At 60.6% G+C, this 26,438-nt stretch carries 20 protein-coding genes; 12 read left to right on the top strand and 8 right to left on the bottom strand.

All coding sequences use genetic code 11. From position 1 onward, the window contains the following. Window positions 1–25 precede the first annotated feature (25 nt). The 6 genes from lspA to QMB98_RS04495 all read left to right on the top strand — a co-directional run bounded on the left by lspA (window position 26) and on the right by QMB98_RS04495 (window position 7,040). Window positions 26–535 (top strand): signal peptidase II, encoded by a 510-nt coding sequence (gene lspA, locus QMB98_RS04470; RefSeq protein WP_371684470.1) that lies wholly within the window; start codon window positions 26–28, stop codon window positions 533–535. Beyond that, window positions 532–1,461, top strand: a complete 930-nt coding sequence (locus tag QMB98_RS04475; RefSeq protein ID WP_371684471.1) for an RluA family pseudouridine synthase — start codon at window positions 532–534, stop codon at window positions 1,459–1,461. The genes lspA and QMB98_RS04475 overlap by 4 nt, the downstream gene beginning before the upstream one ends. Then, window positions 1,458–1,919: a GNAT family N-acetyltransferase gene (locus QMB98_RS04480; protein ID WP_371684472.1), complete on the top strand. Its 462-nt coding sequence runs from the start codon at window positions 1,458–1,460 to the stop codon at window positions 1,917–1,919. The genes QMB98_RS04475 and QMB98_RS04480 overlap by 4 nt, the downstream gene beginning before the upstream one ends. A gap of 364 nt (window positions 1,920–2,283) precedes the next feature. After that, window positions 2,284–5,823, top strand: coding sequence for a DNA polymerase III subunit alpha (dnaE, locus tag QMB98_RS04485; RefSeq protein WP_371684473.1), 3,540 nt, complete (start codon window positions 2,284–2,286; stop codon window positions 5,821–5,823). Next, window positions 5,820–6,044 carry a DUF6767 domain-containing protein gene (locus QMB98_RS04490; protein WP_371684474.1) on the top strand — a complete coding sequence of 75 codons (225 nt, stop codon included), beginning with the start codon at window positions 5,820–5,822 and terminating at the stop codon, window positions 6,042–6,044. Before dnaE ends, QMB98_RS04490 begins: the two co-directional genes overlap by 4 nt. A 27-nt stretch (window positions 6,045–6,071) precedes the next feature. After that, the gene (locus QMB98_RS04495) at window positions 6,072–7,040 is read left to right on the top strand and encodes a YeiH family protein (RefSeq protein WP_371684475.1); all 969 of its coding nucleotides are present in this window, start codon (window positions 6,072–6,074) and stop codon (window positions 7,038–7,040) included. A gap of 208 nt (window positions 7,041–7,248) precedes the next feature. Here QMB98_RS04495 and QMB98_RS04500 read toward each other — a convergent pair whose 3' ends face one another. The 8 genes from QMB98_RS04500 to QMB98_RS04535 form a co-directional block, all read right to left on the bottom strand. Continuing rightward, window positions 7,249–8,007: an ABC transporter permease gene (locus tag QMB98_RS04500; RefSeq protein WP_371684476.1), complete on the bottom strand. Its 759-nt coding sequence runs from the start codon at window positions 8,005–8,007 to the stop codon at window positions 7,249–7,251. Beyond that, entirely contained in the window at window positions 8,004–8,906 is a 903-nt protein-coding gene (locus QMB98_RS04505) for an ABC transporter ATP-binding protein (protein ID WP_371684477.1), read from the bottom strand. The genes QMB98_RS04500 and QMB98_RS04505 overlap by 4 nt, the downstream gene beginning before the upstream one ends. Window positions 8,907–9,160: 254 nt before the next feature. Beyond that, window positions 9,161–9,373 (bottom strand): RNA-binding S4 domain-containing protein, encoded by a 213-nt coding sequence (locus QMB98_RS04510; RefSeq protein ID WP_371684478.1) that lies wholly within the window; start codon window positions 9,371–9,373, stop codon window positions 9,161–9,163. Further along, window positions 9,366–9,869 carry a DedA family protein gene (locus QMB98_RS04515; protein ID WP_371684479.1) on the bottom strand — a complete coding sequence of 168 codons (504 nt, stop codon included), beginning with the start codon at window positions 9,867–9,869 and terminating at the stop codon, window positions 9,366–9,368. The genes QMB98_RS04510 and QMB98_RS04515 overlap by 8 nt, the downstream gene beginning before the upstream one ends. Next, a complete protein-coding gene (locus QMB98_RS04520) occupies window positions 9,862–10,281 on the bottom strand; it encodes a Fur family transcriptional regulator (protein WP_371684480.1) in 420 nt (139 codons plus the stop codon). The genes QMB98_RS04515 and QMB98_RS04520 overlap by 8 nt, the downstream gene beginning before the upstream one ends. Then, a complete protein-coding gene (locus tag QMB98_RS04525) occupies window positions 10,266–11,177 on the bottom strand; it encodes a metal ABC transporter permease (RefSeq protein ID WP_371684481.1) in 912 nt (303 codons plus the stop codon). The genes QMB98_RS04520 and QMB98_RS04525 overlap by 16 nt, the downstream gene beginning before the upstream one ends. Further along, window positions 11,174–11,908, bottom strand: a complete 735-nt coding sequence (locus tag QMB98_RS04530) for a metal ABC transporter ATP-binding protein (RefSeq protein ID WP_371684482.1) — start codon at window positions 11,906–11,908, stop codon at window positions 11,174–11,176. The genes QMB98_RS04525 and QMB98_RS04530 overlap by 4 nt, the downstream gene beginning before the upstream one ends. A gap of 26 nt (window positions 11,909–11,934) precedes the next feature. After that, window positions 11,935–13,020 (bottom strand): metal ABC transporter substrate-binding protein, encoded by a 1,086-nt coding sequence (locus tag QMB98_RS04535; RefSeq protein WP_371684483.1) that lies wholly within the window; start codon window positions 13,018–13,020, stop codon window positions 11,935–11,937. 153 nt (window positions 13,021–13,173) lie between these two features. Between QMB98_RS04535 and QMB98_RS04540 the strand changes: the two genes are divergently transcribed. The 6 genes from QMB98_RS04540 to QMB98_RS04565 form a co-directional block, all read left to right on the top strand. Further along, a complete protein-coding gene (locus QMB98_RS04540) occupies window positions 13,174–14,559 on the top strand; it encodes a glycine--tRNA ligase (RefSeq protein ID WP_371684484.1) in 1,386 nt (461 codons plus the stop codon). Between the two features lie 17 nt (window positions 14,560–14,576). Next, entirely contained in the window at window positions 14,577–15,683 is a 1,107-nt protein-coding gene (locus tag QMB98_RS04545) for a YibE/F family protein (protein WP_371684485.1), read from the top strand. Beyond that, entirely contained in the window at window positions 15,676–16,833 is a 1,158-nt protein-coding gene (dusB, locus tag QMB98_RS04550; RefSeq protein WP_371684486.1) for a tRNA dihydrouridine synthase DusB, read from the top strand. The genes QMB98_RS04545 and dusB overlap by 8 nt, the downstream gene beginning before the upstream one ends. A gap of 253 nt (window positions 16,834–17,086) precedes the next feature. Then, window positions 17,087–18,277, top strand: coding sequence for a deoxyguanosinetriphosphate triphosphohydrolase (locus QMB98_RS04555; protein ID WP_371684487.1), 1,191 nt, complete (start codon window positions 17,087–17,089; stop codon window positions 18,275–18,277). Next, window positions 18,274–20,166, top strand: a complete 1,893-nt coding sequence (gene dnaG / locus QMB98_RS04560; protein WP_371684488.1) for a DNA primase — start codon at window positions 18,274–18,276, stop codon at window positions 20,164–20,166. The genes QMB98_RS04555 and dnaG overlap by 4 nt, the downstream gene beginning before the upstream one ends. A 330-nt stretch (window positions 20,167–20,496) precedes the next feature. Next, a partial coding sequence (locus tag QMB98_RS04565) for a hypothetical protein (protein ID WP_371684489.1) occupies window positions 20,497–26,438 on the top strand: 5,942 nt, incomplete at its 3' end.

Here is a 26,438-nt window from a genome sequence, read left to right on the forward strand (position 1 = left end):
GCCTACGGGCCGCCATCGGTGTGTTATGTACCGATTAGCATTCCCCATTTCCCTGGTCATTATTCTCGTTGACCAGGTCACGAAGTTCTGGGCCGAACAGGCACTCTCCGACGGTCAGCGGATCCCCGTGATCGGCGACTTCCTCAGCTTCGTGCTCGTCTACAACCCGGGCGCGGCCTTCTCCTTCGGCACCGGCAACACCTGGCTGTTCACGATCTTCTCGATCGTCGTCATCATCGCGATCACGTGGGTGCTCAAGGAGTGTCGCTCGAAGGCATGGGGCATCACCCTCGCCGTTATTCTGGGTGGTGCGGTCGGTAACTTCATTGACCGAATCTTCCGTGACCCGTCGTTTGGTCAGGGACACGTCGTTGACTTCATCAACTACAACGGATGGTTCGTTGGCAACATCGCCGATATCGCGCTCGTGCTCGGTGTTCTCGCCCTCATTGTTATCGAGCTGCGCGGCATCCCCTTCGGGGGAACAAAGGAACGGGCGGAGGACGTGACCGAAGAAATCGATGATGTGCAATGAGTGAACTGCGTCGATACTTCGTCCCCGAGGGGCTCGCTGGGGAACGCGCCGACGTTGGCGTCAGCAGGCTGACGGGCCTCACCCGATCCAAGGCTCAGGAACTCATTGACGAGGGGAAGGTGAGGGTCGCGGGGCGCGACGTTCAGCGTTCTCGCCGCCTGCTCGATGGGGAGTCCATTGAGGTTGAGATCCCGGCACCGCCGCCAACGGAACCCATTGAGACGCCGGTCGACATGGATGTCGTATTTGAGGATGACGACATCATTATCATTGACAAGCCCGCGGGCGTCGCTGCCCACCCGTCGGTTGGCTGGGAGGGCCCAAACGTCGTGGGTGCGCTCAGAGCAGCCGGCGTGAAGATCTCCTCCTACGGTCCCGCAGAACGTAAGGGCATCGTCCACCGACTTGATGTGGGAACGTCCGGGCTCATGGTCGTGGCGAAGTCGGAGCAGGCCTACACGGTTCTCAAGAGGGCCTTCAAGGAACGCACGGTCTCGAAGATCTACCACGTTCTCGTTCAGGGCCACCCGTTCCCGGCGAAGGGCACGATCGATGCTCCGATCGCGAGGGACACGAGGCACTCGTGGAAGATGGGAGTGGTGGCCGGAGGCCGCCCCTCCATCACCCACTACGACACGATCGAAACACTCGGTGGCGCGAGCCTCCTCGAGGTCAACCTCGAGACTGGCCGGACCCACCAGATCAGGGTGCATATGGCGGCCGTCCACCATCCCGCGATCGGTGACCCGCTCTACGGATCAGACCCCACCCTGTCGGCGAAGCTCAATCTCGACCGTCAGTGGTTGCACGCAACGAAGCTGTCGTTTGCTCACCCGCGCACGGGTGAGGAGATCAGCGTTCACTCGGCCTACCCGGAGGACCTCCAGTTCGCTCTGGACCGCATGAGAGAGGGTGACCTGTGGTGATCACGCGCGTGACCTCCGCGGAGGACATGGAAGGGGCCTGGGCGATCCGCAAGAGCGTCTTTGTTGAGGAGCAGCACGTTCCTCTCGAGGAGGAGCTCGACGACCTCGACCACGCCGCCACAACCATTCACCTTCTCGCCACGGACGAGGAGGGCCCGTGCGGAACGGGACGCATCCTTCTCGACGGTCCCGGCCACGTCCATCTCGGCCGCATCTGCGTGCTGAAGCGAGTGCGGGGGACCGGGCTCGGACGGGACGTCGTCCTTGAACTCGAGAAGGTCGCTTTTGAGGAGTACGCGGAAGGCGGCAACCTCGAGATCGCGCTGTCTGCGCAGGACGTAGCCCAGGGCTTCTACCAGAAACTTGGATACGAGTACGTGGATGACCGCGAGTACCTCGACGCCGGCATCTGGCATCGCGACATGAAGAAGACTGTCACGGCCCCTCGGGCCTCCTGACTCCAACTGCTATTTCTCTTCCAGAGCCCTCCCTCTTCCTGCGGTCTTCCCTCCTCCTGCGGTCTTCCCTCTACTTGCAGTCTTCACTCGTCCTTCCGCTTCGTTCTCAGTTCTATCCATGAGCTGACCTTCAGGTCCCTTTTCGCACGGGTTACTCGCGCGAGGTTTGCACGATGATTCGGATAATCAAGCTACGTCGTGGTGGTCAACCTCCCAGTTCCTCCCGCGGCGATCAGGGGGATTGAAAGTCTCTCGTTAAACGGCGTGATAGCAACGCTTTGTCTGAGTTGGCGGGGCTGTGGCCGGGGCCATTGTGGCGATTCGATCAGTTTGTTTGGGTTGGTTGGCTCGTAGACTTGTGGGCATGGCGATCAAGGATGAAGAGTTCGTGCACCTGCACGTCCACACCGAGTACTCGATGCTCGATGGGGCGGCAAAGATTCAGAAGCTGGTTGATGCGGCGGTGCGCAACGGTCAGAAGGCACTCGCCATCACCGACCACGGTTACCTGTTTGGTGCCTACGACTTCCATCGCACGGCCAAGAAGGCGGGCATCAAGCCCATCATTGGCCTCGAGGCGTACATGACTCCCGGGATCTCCAGGTTCTCAAAGAACAGGGTCCGGTGGGGCCGGGACGACCAGAAGGCCGACGACGTTTCGGCATCGGGTGCCTACACCCACATGACTCTGCTCGCGCACTCGACCGAGGGCATGCACAACCTGTTCCGCATGGGATCGAAGGCGTCCCTCGAAGGACAGATGGGTAAGTGGCCCCGCATCGACCGTGAATTGCTTGAAACCTACCATGAGGGGCTCATCGCGACGGCTGGATGTCCATCGGGTGAGGTGCAGGTCCGCCTCCGGCTCGGTCAGTGGGACGAGGCCGTGCGTGCTGCTGGCGAGATGCAGGACCTGTTCGGCAAAGAGAACTACTTCGTTGAGCTCATGGACCACGACAATGAGATCGAGCGGAGGGTCCGGAACGAATTGCTTGAGCTCGCCAAGCACATTGATGCTCCCGTGATCGCCACGAACGACTCCCATTACGTCGATGAAGAGGACGCGAGGATCCAGGACGCGATGCTATGCATCAACTCCGGCTCGACCCTGACCGACCCGGACCGGTTCGCGTTCGATGGTCACGGATACCACCTGCGCACGACGGCGCAGATGGAGAGCCTCTTTGGGGATGTACCCGGGGCACTGTCGAACACTCTTCTCATTGCGGAGCGCGCCGAGATGGAGTTCGTGACGGCCAGCCAGGGCGCGAACTTCATGCCGGAGTTCCCCACCCCACCGGGAGAGGACCCGACCTCGTGGTTCGTCAAGGAGGTGGAGAACGGCCTCCACTACCGCTTCGGTGAGACCATTCCGGATGATGTGCGTCAGCGCGCCGACTACGAGGTCAGCGTCATCACCCAGATGGGCTTCCCCGGCTACTTCCTCGTCGTCTCCGACTACATCAAGTGGGCGAAGGAGCAGGGCATCCGAGTTGGTCCCGGACGTGGTTCCGGCGCGGGTTCCATGGTTGCGTACGCGCTCCAGATCACCGATCTTGACCCGATCCCGCACGGTCTCCTGTTCGAGAGGTTCCTCAACCCGGAACGTGTCTCCATGCCCGATATCGACGTCGACTTCGATGAGCGCCGTCGCGGTGAGGTCATCGAGTACGTCGAGAACAAGTACGGGAAGGAAAACGTTTCCCAGGTCGTCACGTACGGCACGATCAAGTCGAAGCAAGCCCTGAAGGACGCGTCCCGCGTGCTCGGATATCCGTTCGATGTGGGCGAGAAGATGACGAAGGCGATGCCGCCGGACATTCAGGGCAAGTCCATCCCGCTCAGCGACGTCTTCAAGCAGGATTCCGCGAGGTACGCGGAGGCGGGGGAGTTCCGCACCCACATCGAGTCCACTCCGGATAACCAGAAGGTGTTTGAGCTCGCCACGGGCCTCGAGGGGCTGACGAGGCAGTGGGGCGTGCACGCCTGCGCCGTCATCATGTCGTCCAAGCCCCTTGAGGACGTCATCCCGATCATGCAGCGCCCCCAGGACGGCGCGATCATCACCCAGTTCGAGTACCCGCAGTGCGAGGAACTCGGGCTCCTGAAGATGGACTTCCTCGGCCTGCGCAACCTCACGGTCATTGAGGACGCGTTAGAGAATATCCGGAACAACGGCAAGGAAGCCCCGGATATCGATCATCTGCCCCTGGATGACAAGGAAACGTACGAGCTGATGGGCAGGGCCGAGACACTTGGCGTGTTCCAGCTTGATGGCGCCGGCATGCGCACCCTGCTCAAGCAGATGAAGCCGGACAACTTCGAAGACATCTCGGCTGTGTCCGCCCTCTACCGCCCGGGCCCGATGGGTGCCGGTTCGCACACGAACTACGCGCTCCGCAAGAACGGCCTCCAGGAGATCACCCCGATCCACCCGGAGCTTGAGGAACCGCTCAAGGACATCCTCGGCACCACCTACGGCCTGATTGTGTATCAGGAGCAGGTCATGCAGATCGCCCAGAAGGTTGCCGGCTTCTCGCTTGGTAAGGCAGACGTTCTGCGTAAGGCCATGGGTAAGAAGCAGCTCAAGGTGCTGAACGCCCAGTTCGCGGACTTTGAGGCCGGCATGGTCGCCAACGGGTTCTCGAAGGACTGCGTGCAGACGCTCTGGGACATCCTGTTGCCGTTCTCCCAGTACGCGTTCAACAAGTCGCACTCCGCCGCCTACGGCGTGGTCTCCTACTGGACCGCGTATCTCAAGGCTCACTTCCCGGTCGAGTTCATGGCGGCCCTGCTGACCTCCCAGAAGTCGGACAAGAAGAAGCTCGCCCTCTACCTGGCTGAGTGCCGCCGCATGGGAATCGTGGTTAAGCAGCCCGATGTCAACCAGTCGCAGGCGAACTTCTCGGCCGTCGGTGACTCGATTACGATTGGACTGTCCGCGATCCGTAACGTGGGTGCGAACGTCGTGGACGGCATCATCTCCGCCCGGGAGAACAAGGGCGAGTACACGTCATTCCAGGATTTCATGGACAAGGTCCCCCTCCCGGTGTGTAACAAGCGCGCACTCGACTGCCTTATCAAGGCGGGTGGCTTCGACGAACTCGGGTACAGCCGCAAGGCGCTCTCCCTGATCGCCGAAGAAACCGTTGACGTCGTTGTGGGCGTCAAGCGGAACGAGGCCGCGGGCCAGTTCGACCTGTTCGCTGGCCTAGGTGGCGACAATACCGCCACCTTTGAGGTGCAAGTTCCGGACGTCCCCGAGTGGGACAAGAAGACCAAGTTGAACTTCGAGCGGGACATGGTGGGGCTCTACGTTTCCGATCATCCGCTGTCGGGACTTGAGGCCGCCGTGGAGCGTGCCGCCACCGCCTCCGTCGTTTCCCTCTTTGAAGGGGAGGAGCGCTCGGATGGCGAGCAGGTGACGGTCGCGGGCCTCATCACCTCGGTTGAGACTCGCGTATCGAAGAAGACCGGCAAGCTGTGGGCGCAGATCATGCTCGAAGACCTGACCGGATCGATCTCCATCAACATCTTCAACTCCACATACCAGAAGGTGTCCGACCTGCTCGTGCAGGACGCTGTTGTGGCCGTCAAGGCCCGCATCTCCAACCGCGATGGCGATATTCAGCTGAACACGCAGGACGTGACCCCGGTGGACACGAGGGGAGTGGATGATCGACCGGTTGCGATCACGATTGCCGAGGAGCGGTGCACGCAGGAGAACATGACGAGACTGCGCCACCTTCTCGGAAACTACCCGGGCAACACTCCCGTTCACGTCCATGTGAAGAGGCCCGGGGTCACGGTGGTCGTCAAGCTCCCCACAAGTTTCAATGTGCAGTCCGGGCCGGCCCTTGCGGCCGACATCTCGGTCCTTCTCGGAACGAGGGCACTGCAATGAGCCGGTCGGTACCACAGTGCCCGATCCGTCCGGGCGAACCCTGCACACTCTGCCAGGCATTCGTGACCGGCCCCGAGGACTGCCAGACCGTCAGGCTCGTCATGGAGGACGACGCGCTGAGGGAGATGCTTGCCGTCAAGCGCCGCGAGTACCGCGAACGCAAGAAGGCACAGATACCGCGCAGAAAGCGTCCTGACGGATCTCGGTCCCAACCAGCGTAATTCTGTCTGAGGAGTACAGTGGAGGGCGTGCAAAAATCGCTCCTCCCAGGATTTACGCTCGCCATTTCGGTTGGTCTTGCCTGCGTTCTCGTGCAGAAGGTTGTGCCGGAACTGAGCGCGCTCCTTGTCGCCATCATCGCTGGTATCCTGCTCGCCAATCTGACAAAGATCCCAGCGGTCCTCACCCCAGGTATCGCCTACGTGTCCAAGCGGGTGCTCCGCATCGGCATTGTTTTGCTCGGGTTCTCGATTGTCCTTGACGACATCCTGGCACTCGGGTGGGGAGTGGTCTCGGTTGTCGTTGCCGTGGTCTTTGGTGGCCTGTTCGGAACGATCCTCATGGGAAAATGGATGGGAGTGACAAGATCCCAGTCCATTCTCATTGGTGCGGGCTTCTCCATCTGTGGTGCGGCAGCCGTGGCGGGAGTCGAGTCCTCCATCAAACGCAAGGACAGTGAGGTTGCGACCGCCATCGGTCTCGTGGTCCTCTACGGCACCGCCATGATCGCCGTCGTCCCGCTCCTCCTTGGATTCACGAACTTCGATGACCACCTGTCCGGCCTCATCGTTGGGTCCAGCATTCACGAGGTCGCCCAGGTCGTGGCGGTGGGCGGCATCATGGGCGGGGGTGTGCTCACCGTCGCCGTCATCGTCAAGCTTGCGCGCGTGCTCATGCTGGCACCCGTCATCGCTCTTCTTGGCTACATGGAACGGGGTGGGGAGCAGACGGGCAAGAGGGCCCCGCTGGTCCCGCTCTTCGTCGTTGGCTTCATCGCCGCCTCAATCTTCGCGACCCTCGTTGACATCCCGCAGGGAGCCTCCACCGTCATCTCCTTCCTGCAATCGGTCTGTCTCGCCTCCGCCATGTTCGCCCTCGGCGCTGGCATCCGCTTCTCCTCCTTCAAGCAGGTCGGCATAAAGCCCGTCCTCCTCGGAGCGGCTTCCACGATCCTCGTCGCCACCATCGCCACCGTTGGCATGATCATCGCCTACTGATCTCATCTGCGACCTCGGGTATGCCCAAGGGACTCGCGATTCTGTTTGTGATCTGCCGCCCTCTTGAGGGCGGCAGATACATGGGGGAGCAATCAGGGAACCAAAGCACCTAGGGAGCCAAGGAGCCTCGGAACCGTTGTGGTTCCGAGGCTCCTCTCTGTCGACTTCTTCGACCCGAGGCTCTCTTCGCCTCCGAGACTTTAGCGGCCTAGACTCGCTTGGTTCCCTTGCGGACAAGGTAGACGCACAGGATTGCGAAGATTGCCGTCCACACTCCGAAGTTGAGGAGAGCCTGCCAGAGTGGCTCGTCCACTTCGTTGCCGTTCATGTCATATCCCGTTCCCTCGTACAGCGGGTAGCGGGCGAGGGCGGCATATCCGTAGAGGGGAGTCAGCTTGCCGATGGTGAGCATGACGCCGGAAAGGGGCACGAACAGGTTTCCGAGGAACGCGAGGATGACGAGGATGCCGGAGGAAACAGATGCGCCAGTGTCGCTCTTGAAGAACAGACCGAAGATGAGACCGTAGAGGGCAAACATCATGGAACCCACGAGCAGGATGACGGCGGAGAGAAGCCAGGTCATTCCGGTGGCCTCGGACTTGAGAATGAAGCCCAGCAGGTAGATGAGGCCGATGGGCATGGCCGCGATCGTCATCGACAGTGCCGTCTTCACCATCACGTAGGTCGATTGTTTCATCGGGGTGAGGGCAAGTTGCCTGCCCCAGCCCTGCGTCTTCTCCACGGCCGCCATGCCCGAGATTGAGGACGTTGCCGTGGCGGCGCCGTACGCGCTCATCGCGATCATGGTGGACATCGCGATGTTGCCATTGCCGACCTTGAGGTCCGCCCACTCCATGGTGGATCCAAAGATGATGAACATGAAGGCGGGGATCGCGACGATGAAGAAGAGGGAGGCGGGGTCGCGGAGAACTCGCTTGAGTTCAATCATGTACATGGTGCCGTTCATGACTGCACCTCCTTGTCGCCCGTGAGGTCCACGAAGGCGTCCTCAAGGGACGGAGCCGAGATCTCGAGACCGCTGACACCCTCGATGGAGAGCAGGAGGCGTGCCAGCTCATCGCTACTGGGGCTCTTGACCTCGAGCAGGTCATTGTGGATCGTCACCTCGAGATCGGGGAAGTGTTGGCCAATCTGATCGCGGACGGCCCGTTCGTTCTCCACGTGCGCGGACACGAGCCTGATATCGGTGTGGTGGCGGACCTCCACCATCGGCCCATCGGCCACGACCTTCCCGCCCGCGACAAGTACGACGCGTTCCGCGAACGACTGAGCCTCTTCCAGGTAGTGGGTGGCGAAGATGACGGTGCGGCCCTCCCGGGCCTCCTCCTGCATGTTGGCCCAGAAGGACCGCCTCGCGTTCACGTCCATGCCCGCCGTCGGCTCGTCCAGGACCAGCAGGTCCGGGTTGGGGAGGAGGGAGAGCGCGAACTTCAGCCGCTGCTGCTCACCACCGGAGCACAGGGAGACCTTGCGGTCTGCAAGGTCCTCAATACCTGCACGCTCAAGGACAGCTCGACCGAGAGTTGGGGTGCGGTAGTTGGAGGCAACGTAGTCGACTACTTCGCCGACCTTGAGGTCGTGGAGTAGACCGCCTGTCTGGAGGACGGCGCTGACGAGTCCCTCATCGATCGCTTGCCGTGGCTTCTTGCCAATGATCTGGACGGTGCCTTGCGTTGGTTCCGTGAGTCCGAGAACCATGTCCAGGGTCGTTGTTTTCCCCGCGCCGTTCGGTCCGAGAAGGGCGACGATCTCGCCTTCCTCAATGGTCAGGTCAATGCCGTTAACCGCTTTGATCTTGCCTCGTTTGAAGTGTTTTATCAGGTTGTTGAGTTGTACTGCCGTCATGGTGAAACCCCTCGACGTGTCGTAAACATTCCTCACCAGTGTCCACTAAATGAACAAAATGTGACACCGGAGACGACAATTGCTTGTGAGCTAGGGCAGTAAGTTGCGGTCTTGGTACCCAGAGATTGCTACGTCGAATGCACGAGCCAGGTGGAAAAGATCAGTCAACCAGAACAGAGTTGAGAAGAGGGGAGGACGGTACCGTTCTCCCCTTCACCTGAACTACTTCGTAGGAAGCGATTGGGGTCGTGCGCCTAGTCTTCGGCCGCGACGGTCAGGGTTTCGCCGTGAACGTTGACCGTGTCGCCGCTCTGGAGCTGCTTGCCTCTTTGCGTGCATCGCTGCCCGTTGACCAAGACATCACCGGCCTCGACCAGTTCGCGTGCGTGAGCACCGGACTCTGCGAGGTTGGCCAGCTTGAGGAACTGTCCAAGCCGAATGGGGAGGCGGACGCTGAATTCAGTCATTGATGATCTTCTCCTGTGCTTTCCTGCGGAACACGACCCAGCCGATGATGAGGAGGATCAGAATGACGAGGGAGGCGATGCCGGCGGGGGATCCCGCGAATGTTGCGATCAGTGCGCTCCACACGCCAAAGCCGATCGTCGAGTAAATGAGAGCCCAGGCGAGGCACCCGGGGAACATCGCAAGGGTATATTTGGGTGGTGACATGCGGGTGAGACCCGCACTCAGCTGGATGATGGTCTGGAAACCGACGGTTAGGAACGACAGCGGGATGATGATCCAGCCGCGCCGGTGCAGAGTATCGATGCCGTGGCTGACGGCCTCTTTCTGGGACCAGTCGTAGAAGGTGCGGCGCCACCCGGACTCGGGAACGTTCTTCACGAGACGCGAGGTCACGTAGTAGCCGATCCAGTAGGTTGCTTGCGCCCGACAGAACACAACGACGAGCAGGAACAGATACATCCAAACGAGCGGGCCGTTGGAGATCGACTCAGGCATTCGCGGCCTTCTGGCAGTCCGCACACACCCCGTACAGCTCGAAGGTGTGGGAAACGTTGGCGAAGCCGTACTGCTGGGCGGTCTTCTCAGCCCATTCCTCGATCGCGTGATCCTCGACCTCTTGGGTGCGATCGCAACGGCGGCAGATCAGGTGGTGATGGTGGGCCTTTCGCATGCACTTGCGGTACAGCATCTCGCCGTCGGAGTCGCGCAGGCAGTCAACATCCCCATCGTCAGCGAACATCTGGAGGGAACGATAGACGGTGGCAAGACCGACGTCCTCACCGCGCTCGGTCAGGAGCTCGTGCATGCCCTGCGCCGACAGGAACCTGTCGGTGGACTCCAGCGCCTGCCAAATCAGGGAGCGGGCACGAGTGGAGCGACGGATCGGTTGGCCTACGCCTTTCGACAATTTTCACCTCTCAGCTCGTCATCCATGGTCGGATGAGGATCTTTCACACGCGATCTTACTAGGACTGGACGCACAATTGATACGAGGGCGTACAATCCTACAGCGAGCGTGACGATCATGGCGCCGGGGGAGATGTCGTACATGTAGGTGATGATGAGGCCCGCCTCGGCCACGACCAGGCCAATGATCATGGCGATGCGCATGGTTGCGGTGAACGACCGCGAGACCAGTTGCGCGGTGGCGACGGGGATGACCATGAGTGCCGACACCATGAGAACACCGACGACCCTCATGGAGATCGCGACCGTCAAAGCAGCGGTCACGGAGATGACGACCGAGAGGACCCGCACGGGCATGCCACTGGCCTTCGCGAACTCCTCGTCGTGACAGAGGGCGAACAGGGCGGGTCTTAAGCCGATGCCGACAATGAAGATGATGACGGCAAGGCCGATCGACAGCCACATGTCGAGGGTCGTGACGGTTGAGATGGAGCCGAACAGGTAGGCGTTGAGGTTGGCGGTGGTGCCGCCCGCGATGCCAATGAGGAGCACGCCGCCGGCAATACCGCCGTAGAACAGGAGTGCGAGAGCGACATCGCCGGAGGCTTTGCCGCGGGCACGCAGGTACTCGATGAGAAGGGCGCCGACTACGGAGGCAATGATCGCTCCGGGAACGGCCCACTGATCCTGCTGGGTTGCGCCAGCGGCCGAGGCGGCCAGCCAGCCGGCTGCCACACCGGTCAGTGCCATGTGGCCGATGCCGTCACCGAGGAGGGTGAGGCGGCGCTGAACCAGGTAGGTTCCCATGACGGGGGCGGAGATGCCGACGATGGCGGCGGTGATGAGTGCGCGACGTAGCAGGTCGCTTCCCCACATTTCACCAAGGATCTCAATCACAGGCCGCCCTCCATGTCCGGTGTCCTGAAGGAAGGATGTTCCTCCCCGTGTTCGTGATCGTGCTCGTGCTCGGGATCGTCATGACCCGGCTTCACAACGGGAGCATCGCCGCGATGAACAATCCGCCCATGCTCGATCACAATCGTGTTGTCGATGAGGGGAGCGAGGTCCTGCAACTCGTGCAGCACAACGACAATGGTGAGGCCGTTGGCCCGGCCCCTGGCAAGTGCCTCCGTGATCTTGACGCGCGACTGGCGGTCCACGCCAGAGAACGGCTCATCCAAGAACAGAAGCGAGGGGTTGCGGACCAGGGAACGGGCGAGCATGACGCGCTGTTGCTGACCACCCGAGAAGGTCTGGACCGACTCGTTGGCGCGATGTGCGAGACCAACCTCCTCCAACGCGGCCATGGCCTTCTCTTTCGGGTTCTTACCGAGCCGGAAGCGCTTGCCGTACAGCAATCCTGAGGACACAACCTCAAGTGCGGTGGCGGGAACGCCCGCCGTGGAGGTGACGCGCTGAGGGGCGTAGCCAATGGACTTCCAGTCCAGGCTTCGCCCCGGTAGCTTCTCTCCGTTCAGCTTGATCGTGCCCGTGTGCGGAAAGATCCCGAGGATCGAACGCACGAGGGTTGATTTTCCGGATCCGTTGGGTCCAAGGATGCCGAGAGTGGTGCCCTGCGCAACGGAAAGATTGATGTGAGACAGGATTTGGGATGCGCCTAGGCGCACCCCAACATCCTCAAGTTCTACTGCTGTCAACTGCACCCCAGTGCACTTTGTAGTTTGGTCAGATTTGTTCGCATGATTTCCTCGTAATCCACGTTCTCGTCCCGCTGGGTTGCCCCTGCGTCGAGAATGTCGACCTCCACCCCGGCTTCTTCAGCCAGGACACCGGTGATAGACATTTCAGCATCTGAGGTAGCGAAGATCAATGATACTCCGGTCTCCTCAATGAGCTCCGTGACCTCAGCGACACGCCTCGGGGACGGTTCGGTGTCGATCTCGATGCCCGCGATGCCGTGCTGGTGCAGGTCGTAGGCGTTTGCCAGGTACCCGAAGGCCTCGTGGGAGACCACGAAGTCGCGGCTCTCGCACTGGGCAAGCCCAGCGTGGAAGTCCTCATCGAGCTCGGTCAGGCTCGCAACAAGAGCATCCGCATTCGCACGGTACTCGTCGGCGTTGTCGGGATCAATCTCGGCAAGCTGCTCAGCGACCGGGTGGGCGAGAAGAGCGGTCTGGGTGGGATCGAGCCAGAAGTGCGGATCGGGGCCGGAGTGGTCGTGACCAGCGTGTGAATCAGCGGACTCGTCAGTTGTGTCCTCCGCATGATCGTGGTCGTCTTCGGTCGCCTCGGATTCGGCATCGTGGTCATGATCATCTTCGGTGCCCTCGGCGTCTTCCGACTCGTGATCGTGAGCATCCTCGTCCGCGTGATCATCGTCGCCGTGGTCGTGATCGGAGTGGTCGATGTCATCGGCGACATCGACGTATTCCATGGCGTCAATGACGCGTTCGGGAGAGGTGGTGTTGATCGCGTCGTCCATGGCGCCCTGGTACTGGGAGGCGTAGATGACGAGATCCACGGAGTCGAGCTGGTTGACCTGGCGGGGGGAGAGCTCGAGATTGTGGTCGTCGGAGCCAGCGGGGGTCAGAGTGGTGACGTTGACACGGTCACCGCCGACCTCCTCAGCAACATAGGCGAGGGGATAAATGGATGTCGTGACGTCAATGGCGGCGCCGTTGTCGCCAGTGGCATCGGAGTCATCTGAGTCGGTACTAGAACAGGCGGCAAGGGCCAGGGCAACCGCACCCAGGCCCGCAATGGGAGTCATTCGCTTCATGAGAATCATTCTCTATTTGATGATAATCATTGTCAATTTACTGAGGGGAGGCTTAGGCCACGTCAGATTGTGGCTTTCTCAGCATATTCGGGGATACTTGATCACGTATGTCAGCATCCGTGCCATCCAGGTACGGGAAACAGAAAGGTTCCCATGGCTACATCGAAACTTGACAACGTTATCTCCCTCGCGAAGCGGCGCGGGTTCGTGTTCCCCTCCGGCGAGATTTATGGTGGTACTCGATCGGCATGGGATTACGGGCCGCTCGGTGTCGAACTGAAGGAAAACATCAAGCGCCAGTGGTGGCGTTACATGGTTCAGTCCCGCGATGATGTTGTCGGCCTCGACTCCTCTATCATTCTTCCGCGCGAGGTCTGGGTTGCCTCCGGCCACGTCGGTGTCTTCAACGACCCGCTCACCGAATGCCTCTCCTGCCACAAGCGTTTCCGCGTGGATCAGATGCAGGAGGAGTACGCCCACAAGAAGGGCATTGAGAACCCGGATGATGTCCCGATGTCGGACCTGGGCTGCCCGAACTGTGGCACCAAGGGCGAGTGGACCGAGCCCCGCGACTTCAACATGATGCTCAAGACCACCCTCGGCCCCGTCGAGGACGAGTCCGGTCTGCACTACCTGCGTCCCGAGACCGCTCAGGGCATCTTCGTCAATTACAACAACGTCATGACCTCGGCACGCCAGAAGCCTCCCTTCGGCATCGCCCAGGTTGGTAAGTCGTTCCGTAACGAGATCACCCCCGGTAACTTCATTTTCCGTACCCGCGAATTTGAGCAGATGGAGCTGGAGTTCTTCGTCAAGCCCGGCACGGACGAAGAATGGCACGAGTACTGGCTGCAGCACCGCACCGACTGGTACACGGGTCTCGGCATCAGCCGCGAGAACCTGCGCCACTACGAGCACCCGCAGGAGAAGCTGTCGCACTACTCGAAGCGCACCGTCGACATCGAGTACAAGTTCGGCTTCCAGAGCGGCGACTGGGGCGAGCTCGAAGGCATCGCTAACCGTACCGACTTCGACCTGTCCACTCACACGGAGCACTCGGGTAAGAAGCTCGAGTACTTCGATCAGCAGACCGGTGAACGCTACACGCCCTACGTCATCGAGCCCTCGGCGGGCCTCACCCGCTCGATCATGGCGTTCCTTGTCGAGGCCTACCACGAGGACGAGGCCCCGAACACGAAGGGTGGTGTCGACAAGCGCGTTGTGCTGCGCCTCGACCCCCGCCTCGCTCCCGTCAAGGCAGCCGTGCTCCCGCTGTCCCGCAAGGAAGAGCTGACCGTACCGGCCAAGGCTCTCGCGCAGGAGCTGCGCGGACTGTTCAACGTCGAGTACGACGATGCTGGCGCCGTTGGTCGCCGCTACCGCCGTCAGGACGAGATCGGCACCCCGTTCTGCGTCACGTACGACTTCGATTCGATCGAGGATCAGGCTGTCACCATCCGCGACCGCGACACCATGGCGCAGGAACGTGTCTCGCTGTCGAAGGTCTCGGCTTACCTGAACGAGCGGATTCCTCGCTAGTGCACGGGCACGAGGACGTGACCCTGGACCAGGGGACGACACGGCGCATTGCCATCTGGCAGGCAGCCATTGTCGTCCCCCTGGCCCTCGCCACCCTCATCGGACTGATCCTGCTGTGGCCGCCTTCGGACGGCCCAGCGGGGTCGGCCCCGCTCCTTTCCAGATCCGTTGAGGTCGAAACCGGTGAGGTCATCATGATTGGTGAACCGGACGAGACCGGGGCTACCGAGGTGCGGATGTTACTCGACGAAGGAACCGAGGTTCCCGTCCATGTGCCACCAGAAATCATCAGTAACGGGCTCGATGTGGGTGACTCCATAGAGGTCCTGTTCACGCCCTCCGCGGTCGGGACCGGCACCCCCTACATCTTCTGGGACTTTGAGCGAGACGTTCCGCTCTGGATCCTCATCGGGCTCTACCTCTTCGTTGTGGCGGTCGTTGCCCGAGGGAAGGGTATTGCCGCAGTCGCGGGCCTCGCACTGTCCCTCGCCGTCGTCATTGTCTTTATGCTTCCCGCGCTCCTTGCCGGATCGAACCCGCTTCTCGTGGTGCTGGTCGGTGCCGGGGCCATGATGTTCACGTCAATCTACCTGGCTCACGGCATATCAATCCGCACCACGACAGCGATTCTCGGCACCGCGGGCGGCCTGCTCGTCACCGGAATCCTCGCCGTCGTCGCCACCGATTTCGCGAATCTCACGGGCACGCTGTCGGACTCCGCGCTCTCGCTCACGGGATACGACATTCAGTTGGATCAGATCCTCGTGTGCGGCATGATCCTGGCGGGCCTCGGCGCCCTCAACGACGTCACCATCACCCAGGTCTCGACGATCTGGGAGCTGCGAGTCGCGAACCCCAGTGCCTCTGTCGCCCAGCTCTACAAGCAGGGCATGATCATTGGCCGGGATCACATCGCCTCCACCATTTACACTCTCGCCTTCGCCTACGTCGGCACATCTCTGCCTCTCCTCATGTCCGCAGCGGTGCTTGATCGTACCTTCCTCGCTACACTGTCTACTGGCGAGATTGCCGAGGAGATTGTCCGAACTCTGGTTGCCTCCATCGGTCTCGTTCTCGCCATTCCCCTCACCACCGGAATTGCTGCGAGGCTAGCGCGTGCCTGAACTACAAATCGGAAAATTCAACGTCACGGACGTTGTCCTGGCGCCCATGGCTGGCGTCACGAACCCGCCCTTCCGTCGGCTCTGCCGAGAGGCAGGCGAACTCGGTGCCCAACAGGCAGGCTACGAGGGAATCAGTGGACTGTACGTGTGCGAGATGGTGACGACGAGGGCGCTCGTGGAACGCCACCCGGAAACCATGCGCATGGTCGAACCGGACCCGGACGATCCCGTCCGCTCCATTCAGCTCTACGGCGTCGAACCCAAGACCGTGGGTGCGGCGGTCAAGATCCTTGCCGACGAGGACCGCGCCGACCACATCGACCTGAATTTCGGATGTCCAGTCCCGAAAGTGACCCGCAAGGGCGGCGGAGCCGCACTCCCGTGGAAGACCGACCTCTTCACCGAGATCGTCAAGGCCGCGGTCGACAACTCCGGTGGCATCCCCATCACCATCAAGACCCGCATCGGCATCGATGACGACCACCAGACGTACCTGGATGCTGGCAGGATCGCCCAGGACGCCGGCGTGGTTGCCATGGCGCTCCACGGACGCACCATGGCCCAGCACTACGCAGGTAAGGCCGACTGGGACACCATCGCGACCCTCGTGGCGGAACTCGACATTCCCGTTCTCGGCAACGGCGATCTCTTCAGCGCTGACGACGCTCGCGCCATGCGCGACCACACGGGATGTGCTGGAATCGTTGTGGGACGGGGATGCCAGGGCAGGCCCTGGATCTTTACCGACCTCGTTGCCGACTCTCACGGGTCCACGGTGCGGGCACGACCCAGCTTCCGCGACGTCGCAGAGATCATCCACCGTCACGCCGAATACTCGATCGAGTACTTCGAGGAAGAGAACCGTGCGATGAGGGAGATGCGCAAGCACATCACCTGGTACCTCAAGGGCTTCGCCATCGGGGGAGAGGCACGCAGGGACCTCGCCCTCGTCTCAACCCTCGACGAACTCGACGAGAGGCTCGCCGCCATCCCCGACCAGGAGTATCCCGAGGCAGCAGACGGGCCTCGGGGCCGCGCAGGCACCGAGAAGAAGCCGCACCTGCCCGAGTTCTGGCTCGACTCGCGCCAACTCTCACCCGAGCAGAGTCTCAAGATCCACGCCGCAGAGATCGGTGTATCCGGAGGCTGAGTCCAAGGACGCGGGCAACCGCGGCGCTTCACGCCTAGCGCTCTTGTAAGACAAGGCACTCCCTGAGGTGCCGCAACGCCACGCAATCCTTCGATCATTCCGCGTGCCTTCCGAACCTATCGTCACACAGTAGCCCAGCGCGGGACTCATTGACCCCCTGTCCCCACTCTCGTCCTCAGAAACCCTGTGTCCCCACTTCGGTCCACAGGGGAGAAATGCGCGCGGGGCTTGCGGCTCGTTGTAAGCTCTAAAGGTGGACTATGACGGCCTTGACGTAGAGCGTTGGGCACCCGAGGGTGCCCACAGTGTCGCCCGCTCCCACTTCGAACGAGATCGGGCTCGAGTCCTGCACTCATCCGGCCTGCGCAGGCTCGGAGCCAAGACCCAGGTACTCGGACCGGCGACGAACGACTTCGTGCGCACCCGCCTCACCCACACCCTCGAGGTCGCCCAGATCGGCCGCTCGCTTGCCAAGTACATGGGAGCCGACCAGGACCTCGTCGAAACCGCATCCCTGTGTCACGACCTCGGACATCCTCCGTTTGGTCACAACGGTGAGAGGGCGCTCGCGGAGGTCTCGAAGGACATTGGTGGCTTTGAGGGGAATGCTCAAACTCTGCGCCTCATCACCCGTCTCGAACCGAAGCGGTTCTTCCCCAATGGTAGGCCGGCCGGGATGAACCTCACTCGTGCCACGGTCGACGCCACCATTAAGTACCCGTGGGGAGCCGAGGCTGGTAAGCGGAAGTTCAACGTCTACGAGGACGATCGGGACGTTTTCGAGTGGGCACGGATGGGGCACACGGGCAAGTGCGTGGAAGCGCAGATGATGGACCTCGCGGACGACATCGGATATTCCGTGCACGACGTCGAGGACGCCGTTGTCCGCGGCAAGGTCAAGCTTGAGAACCTTCCGAACGAGATCGGTCAGGTCGTGGAAGCCACCGTCAACTGGTACGGGGGCGACGGCGAGCGGATCGAGGCCGCCTTCAAGAGGCTTCAGCCGCTGTTCCCGGAGAGCTACAACGGCTCCCAGCGCGGCCTTGCTCGCCTCAAGGACCTGACCTCAGACTTCATTGGCCGCTTCCTGACTGCAGTGTCCGAGGCATCCCCGACGTCGCTTCGGTACGAGGGAGAGGTCATCATTCCGGAGGAAACGGCCGACGAGATCCTGCTCCTCAAGGGCATTGCCGTCACGTACGTCATGGCGCCCAGGGAACTGGAACCCACCTACCTGTCGCAGCGTTCCGTGCTCTTTGATCTGGTCGACGCGCTGTGGGATCGTCCTTCCGAGATGGATCGGATGTATCTCGACATCTACCGGGAGTCGGGCGATGAGGCGACGAAGCTGCGCGCCATCATCGATCAGGTTGCGTCCCTGACGGACCAGTCGGCCATGGCGTGGCACGCCCGCCTGTGCGGGATGCTCAGGAGCCCGCTGTGATCCCCAGAGAAGACATCGACAAGGTTCGGGAGCGGGTTCGGATCGAAGAGGTCGTATCGGATTACGTGAGCCTGCGGAACGCAGGCACGGGATCGATGAAGGGGCTGTGCCCCTTCCATGATGAGAAGTCGCCATCGTTCCACGTGCGCCCGCATGTCGGCAGGTGGCACTGCTTTGGCTGCGGTGAGGGCGGCGACGTCTTCTCCTTCATCGAGAAGATCGAGCACATCCCGTTCATTGAGGCCGTCCAGTTCCTTGCCCGCAAGGTCGGGGTCGAGCTCCGCGACGAAAAGGGGCCTCGCGAGAACAGGGGAGTGACCCGCGCGCGACTCGTCGATGCTCACACGGCGGCGGTCGAGTTCTATCGCGACCAGCTTTCCCGCAACTCCGTCGCCATCGAATTCCTGACGAACCGAGGCTTCGACAGCGGGGTCATTGACTCCTTCGAGGTGGGCTACTCGCCGGACTCGTGGGATGAGCTCCTGCGGCACCTGCGGGGCAAGGGGTTCACGGAGCAGGAGTTGGCCGCAACCGGCCTCTTCTCCACGGGCAACCGCGGCATGTACGACAGGTTCCGTGGCCGCATCATGTGGCCCATTCACTCGATCACGGGTGAAACCATCGGTTTCGGCGCCCGCATCATCGGTGAGGGGCAGCCGAAGTACCTCAACACCCCAGAGACTCAGCTGTATCAAAAGTCCAAGGTGCTGTACGGGCTGGACCGTGCGAAGAAGGCGATCAGTTCCGGCCGTCAGGTCGTCATCGTCGAAGGCTACACGGATGTCATGGCGGCGCATCTCGCCGGCATCACCACCGCCGTCGCCACCTGCGGCACCGCGTTCGGTACCGAACACACGAAGATCGTGCGCAGGCTCATTGGTGACTCGGCCTCGCCCTCCGCTGGAGTCCAGCTCTCCTCCGGCAGGTCCGTGGGTGGCGAAATCATCTTCACCTTCGATGGCGACGAGGCGGGGCAGAAGGCGGCGCTACGTGCCTACGAGGAAGACCAGTCGTTCGCGGCCCAGACCTTCATCGCCGTCGACAAGGCGGGCCGAGATCCCGCCGATGTGCGCCAGGAAGATGGCGATGAGGGGGTGCGGCAGCTCATCGAGACCCGTGAACCGCTCTTCGCTTTCGCCATTCGTTCCGTCCTCAAGGGAGCCCGACTCGACACGGCAGAGGGCCGGGTGGCCGGCCTGCGTGCGGCGGCCCCCATGGTTGCCGGCATCCGCGACCAGGTACTGCGTGGCGAATACACGAGACAACTCGCGGGCTGGTTGGGCATGGACGAGGACACTGTTCGCAGCTATGTCCGCAATGCTGGTGGGCCGCGCGGGCAGGCACGACAGACACCGGCGCAGCTGGCGCCCAGGAATCAGCTCCGCGACCCGATCGAACGCATCGAGAGGGAAGCCCTCGAGGTGATCCTGCAGATGCCGAACTACGCGCGCGCCGCCGGTGTCGATGATTTGCCGGCCGAGACGTTCGTCGTTCCCGTCCATCGCTCCATTCACGACGCCATCAGGGCGGCCGGAGGTGTCGCCTCTTACGCGGCAAAGGAAGAGGAGCTTGTCTCCCGGGGAGTGCCCGATGCTGCGGCCAAGGCCTCCAACTGGTTCGTCGACAGCGTGTCTGAGCAGGCGGAACCGGAGGTCGTTGCCGCCATCTCCCAGATCTCGGTTGCGCCTCTTCCGCAGAAGGATCCCGAGGGGCTGTGGACCTACGCCCGTGGCATCATCCTGTCCCTCCTGCGGCTGGGTGTGACCCGCCAGATTGGTGAGATCCGCGGTCGGCTCCAGCGCACCAATCCCGAGGACAGTGAGTACGAAGCACTCTTTGCTCGTCTCATGCAATTGGAGCAGCAGAAGCGAGCCTACGAGGAGAGCTGAGTAGCTCGTACAACATATGGCAACAGGCGAGGCTACCCCGGTGTAGGTGCCGGGACGAATCGGTCTGCTCCTTCCGGTATCAAAATCTCCCGAAATAGTTTCTATTGTAACTAAATTAAGAGGCTACCTCAGTCTTTACCTTCGTTGTGCACTCTTTGGTTGTGAGTGGAAAGCTTCTTTTGTGTAACTTGTTAATTCTTCGCTATGCGTTGCGGATCCGTTTGGGTTGCTCTTCGGGGAGTCAGTGGATCTTTCTGTGGTTTTTTGCCCCTTCCGCTCGCCATAATGGCATTGGGTGCGGTTACGCCCATTTCATCATTGGAGAGCAGAATGAAAATACGAAGAAGTATTGCCGCTCTTGCGGCAGTTGCTCTGACCTCGAGCGGCATAGGGGTGATTGCTTCTTCCGCAGTTGCGGCAGAAGAAGTCCGATACCTACCGGCGTCAGAGATAGTCCACACAAGCAACTCAGACGAAGAATCCGCCAATTACAACGTTTGGCACTTCGATCCTGATTCGTCCATCGGTGACGATGTCGTTCAGGATCTCAATGGCATGACGGTGCAGGCCGGAGATCGCGCCCTCATCGTCAAGGGCAACGGAAACGACATTGTCAAGATCGGCGGGGTTCCGGTCGATGACACGTCGATCCTCGAACTGGCGGAGGGGCTCGACCTCGTCACCTCAGCTCCTGATCTTGTCGACTACCAGATTCCCGTCTTCTACAGTTGGGACGAGCAGGTAGACGGAGTGCTTCAGGCGCCCAAGTTCACCACCCTGCGCAAGACGGTGTCTGCCGACGATTCGCAGTGGATCAGCTCCGCCGACATCAATGTCGGCAATGACGCAACCATCGAGATTGTCAAGAATCGGCCCTACTCGATTGAAGAGATCGCCGGCGTCCTCGACGAAGTCGATGGAACTCCGATCGCTGCTGGCTTCCAGGTCTACTACCGGGACGTTGATGTCCTCATTTCCTCGTTCACGGCGGAAGGCGTCGAAACCAAGTTCTACGAGGAACCGCGTTTCCCAGTTTATACAGCCGAGAACGAGACCCTCGTTCATCAGCAGATTCGTCCCGACGAGACCCTTTACAACGGTTGGCACCAGGGACACAACCCTGTGACCGCCGGTACATACACGACTGTTCTGGACAATGGTCGTCCCGCGGGCCTGAACCTGAAGGGTACCGTCCAGATCCTCAATGGTCTCGGTCTGGACTCCGACGACGGTGAGAACCTTGCAGTTCTTAACGGCCTCCAGCTTGCCGAATACTCGCTCGGTATCGAGGTCGCTGAAGGCTCGAGCACTGTGTGGGCTCAGGTCCCGATCTTTGCCTACCAGGAAGGCGTACCGGGAGGTCAGTTCACGACCTTCCGAGCACCGGTGCCGGCGTCGGGTGCGATGTCGGACGCTCCCACCTGGGTCTCCAGCTGGGAAATCAAGAACGCTGATGGCTCGATCGCAGTGCCCAAGAACGTTGAGCTGACCTGGGACGAGATCATCGATGCAATCGACGTGAACGAACTGGTCGGTTACGGCTTCTACACCGGTGCCGCGTCTGCCGACGCCACGGTTCTCTCGGTCACCTTCAACGATATTGTGACGCGCTTCTATCAGGACGAAACAGTGTGGGAGGAGGGCGAGGAGTACGTCCCGCTCGACGACATTGCGAACACCACCAATGCTGAGGAAGAGACTGACTTCTACAACGTTTGGCACTTCGATCCGAGCTCCACTCAAGATACGATCGTGGGTCAGCGCAACGGCGTTGTTATCCCCGCAGGTGGTCGCGGACTGATCGTCGAAGGCAACGGCAACGATCTCGTTGGTCCGACCGGAAGATTGAACGACACGACGTCGATCCCTGAGCTTGTGGCAAGCCTTGACATCGTGACCTCCGATGACTCGAAGGTCTACTACCAGATTCCGCTTCGTTTCAACTACAACTACAACGAAACCGGCACCTGGAACTGGGCAACGCTTCGCCAGGGCGCGGATGTCGAGGATGATCTTTGGATCAGCTCCCGAGCCATTGGTTCGGACATCAGGGCGAACACCGCTTACCCGATCGATCAGATTGTTGCCGCTCTGAACGAGTTCGGTGATGCTCGCGTGATTGCGGCTGGTTTCCTTGTCGACAAGCCGAGCACTGACGTTCTCGTTTCTTCGTTCTCCGCCAAGGGTAAGACCACGTACTTCTACGATGGATCACTCGAGGCAGGTAGCTACGAGGGAGCCGATGAGTTCGTTGTCGACACCGAGATCCGTCCGAACGAGGACACCTACCCGGGTTGGCACCAAGGTCACGCCAGCGGCGGAGCCGACTCCTACGAGACCCTGTACAACGGTCCGCAGGCAGTGGGTCTCGAACTCAACGGCATGGCTCAGATCATCAATGGTTTTGAGCCTGAGAACTTCATCCAGAACGGTGTCGACCTCGCCAAGACTCTGACCGTCGAGGTTGGGGAAGGCGATGACCCTGTCTTCGCTCAGATTCCCGTGTTCTACTACCCCGACGGTGTGTTGGATGCAAAGTTCACGACGCTCCGCGCAGAGTTCCCAGCATCGGGTTCGATGGCGGATGTGGACCAGTGGATGGTTTCCAGCCCGATTGTTGACGGCAACGGTAACGTCCTGATCGCAGGAAGCACCAACAAGTCCTTCGACGAGATCAAGACGGCCCTTGGCAAGCACGACGTGCTCGCCTACGGCATTCTAGTCTGGAATGCTGAACCGATCGTCATCAACTCGATTTCGTTCGATGGCGTGACAACCAGCTTCGTCGGTGATGCGGCCGTCGTAACCCCCGCTGCTCCCGAGCAAAGTGGCGACAACGGTGAGACAGTCACCATTCCTTCTGTCGAGGGCGTCGAATACCTCGTTGATGATGAAGTTGTCACCGAGGACATCGAACTCGGTATCGGCGAGTCCGTGACCATCGCAGCACGCGCTGCATCCGGCTACGAGCTGGCAGAGGACTCAGTGACCGAGTGGACCTTCGATTACGTGAACACGGTTGTCGTGGCGGAGGAACCCGCCTTCGCTGATAACACGATCACGATTCCCACCGTGAAAGGTGTCATCTACTACATCAACGGCGAAGTTGTGACGGGCGCGATCGAACTTGGTGTCGATGACAACGTCGTCGTTGTTGCCTCCCCGATGGACGGCTACGAGCTGGACGGTGTGCGGGGATGGGAATACGTGTACGTGGACGTCGTGGTTGACACTGTTGCTCCCACGTTCGACGACAATGTCATCTCGATCCCAACAGCCGATGGCGTCGAATACCTCGTTGATGGCGAGGTTGTGACCGGCGATGTTCCGGTTGCAATTGACGAGACCCTCACCGTGACTGCTCGTGCGGTTGCAGGTTACGAGCTCTCTGAGGATGCCGCGACCTCGTGGTCCTTCACATACAACAATGCAGCGGCAACCGCAGCAGAACCAACCTTCGAGAACAACGTCATCACCATTCCCGAAGTCGAGGGCGTTGAATACATCGTCGCAGGAGAAGTCGTGACTGGCACGATCGAACTGGAGATCGGTGAGACCGTCACCGTCGCGGCTCTCGCATTGCCGGGTTACGACCTGACTGCTCCCGGTTCCTGGGAGTTCACGTACGTGAATACTGTGGTGGAAACCGAGGCTCCGACGGTTGCTGACAACACGATCACCATCCCTGTTCTTGAGGGCGTTGAGTACCTTGTCGACGGAACTGTCGTTACCGGGTCAGTCGGCATCGAGATTGATGGAACCGTAGTCGTGACTGCGCATGCAGTTGCTGGCTTCGATCTCTCCGAGGAATCGGCAACGTCGTGGTCCTTCACGTACGACAATGCTGCTGCAACCGCAGTATTGCCAACCTTCGAGAACAACGTCATCACCATTCCGGTGGTTGAGGGCGTTGAGTACCTCGTTGACGGTGAGGTTGTGTCTGGCACGATCGAGCTGGAGATCGATGAAACCATCACCGTCACCGCTCGCGCACTGCCCGGTTACGACCTGACCGCTCCTGGGTCATGGGACTACACCTATGTCAACGCAGTGGTAAGCACGGTTGCTCCCGGCTTTGTCGATAACGACATCACGATCCCATCTGTTGAGGGTGTCGAGTATGTCGTTAATGGCGATGTGGTCACCGGCACTGTATCGGTGGGTATCGACGAGACCGTTGTGGTAACTGCTCGCGCGGTTGCTGGTTACGAACTCTCGGAGGATTCCGCGACCTCGTGGTCCTTCACGTACAACAATGCTGCGGCAACCGCAGTCGAGCCGACTGTCGAGAGCAACGTCGTGACCATTCCGGTGGTTGAGGGCGTTGAGTACCTCGTTGACGGTGAGGTTGTGTCTGGCACGATCGAACTGGAGATCGGTGAAACCATCACCGTCACCGCACGCGCTATTCCCGGATACGATCTGACTGCACCCGGTTCGTGGGACTTCACCTACGAGAACGTCGTGGTTGCAACGATTGCTCCCGTCTTTGTCGACAACGAGATAACGATCCCGGTTGTCACCGGCGTTGAGTACCTGATCGACGGCGACGTGGTGACCGGTACGGTTCCTGTTGAAATTGACGAGACCGTTGTGGTGACCGCTCGCGCGGTTGCTGGTTACGAGGTCGCCGAGGATTCGGCAACGTCGTGGTCCTTCACCTACGACAACACTGCGGTCACTGCCGTGGCGCCGACGTCTGCTAATAACGTCATTTCGATCCCTGTGGTTCAGGGTGTCGAGTACGTGGTTGGCGGCGAGGTCGTGACCGGCAACGTGCCGGTCGAGGTCGATGAGACCGTGACCGTCACTGCTCGCGCTCTGCCTGGTTACGAATTGACTGCACCCGGTTCGTGGGAGTTCACCTACGTGAACACCGTGGTGGAAGCCGACGCCCCCACTTTCACCGACAATACGATCACGATTCCCGCTGTTGAGGGTGTCGAGTATGTCGTGGACGGCGAGATCGTGACCGCTGCTGTTCCGGTAGAAATCGGCGAGACAGTCACCGTGACTGCTCGCGCAGTTGCTGGTTACGACCTTGCTGAAGACTCCGAAACCACCTGGGAGTTCACTTACGTGAACGAGGTTGTTGAAGCCGAGGCACCGACGTTCGAGAACAACACTGTCACCATCCCAGTGGTTGAGGGCGTTGAGTACCTCGTTAGCGCTGAGGTAGTCGAAGGAACGATCGAGCTCGAGGCCGGTTCAACGGTCGTTGTGACCGCTCGCGCGGTTGCTGGGTACGAGCTTACTGCGGACTCGGCAACCGAGTGGACCTTCGACTTCGTGTACACGGTAGTAGAGGCGGAGGAACCTGCCTTTGCAGATAACACGATCACGATTCCTGAGGTTGATGGCGTTGAATACCGCGTCAATGGCGAGATCGTGACCGGCACAATCACTGTTGGAGTTGACGCAACCGTCGTTGTCGTTGCCGTCCCGGTGGAAGGCTACGCTCTGACCGGTACAACAGGCTGGTCTTTCGAATACGTCGACGTTGTCGTTGACACGGCTACTCCTACAGTCGATGACAACACCATCACGATTCCTGACGTCCAGGGCGTCGAGTACCTCGTTGATGGCGATGTTGTGACCGGCACCGTCCCTGTTGCTGTAGATTCGACCGTGACCGTGACTGCTCGCGCGGTCGCTGGTTACGAGCTGTCGGAAGATTCGGCAACGTCGTGGTCCTTCACCTACGACAATGCTGCCGCAACCGCGGAAGAGCCCGGCTTCGAGAACAACGTCATCACCATTCCCGAAGTCGAGGGCGTTCAGTACCTCGTCGCAGGAGAGGTCGTGACTGACACGATCGAGCTCGAGATCGGTGAAACCATCACCGTGACCGCACGCGCAGTTCCCGGTTACGATCTGACCGCTCCCGGTTCGTGGGACTTCACGTACGTGAACACCGTGGTGGAAACTGAAGCTCCTACGGTCGAAGACAACGCGATCACGATTCCTTCCATCGAAGGCGTTGAGTACCTTGTCGATGGCGATGTGGTGACCGGTACGGTTCCCGTTGAAATTGGTGAGACTGTTACTGTGACTGCTCGTGCCGTCGCTGGTTACGAGCTCTCCGAGGAATCGACTACGTCATGGGCCTTCACCTACGACAATGCTGCCGCAACCGCCGCGGCACCGACTGTCGAGAACAACGTCGTCACCATCCCGGTGGTTGAGGGCGTTGAGTACCTCGTTGACGGTGAGGTTGTTTCTGACACGATCGAGCTGGAGATCGGTGAGACCGTCACCGTGACCGCTCGCGC

The sequence above is a fragment of the Flaviflexus sp. genome (assembly GCF_041440645.1).
Classification (GTDB): Bacteria; Actinomycetota; Actinomycetes; order Actinomycetales; family Actinomycetaceae; genus Flaviflexus.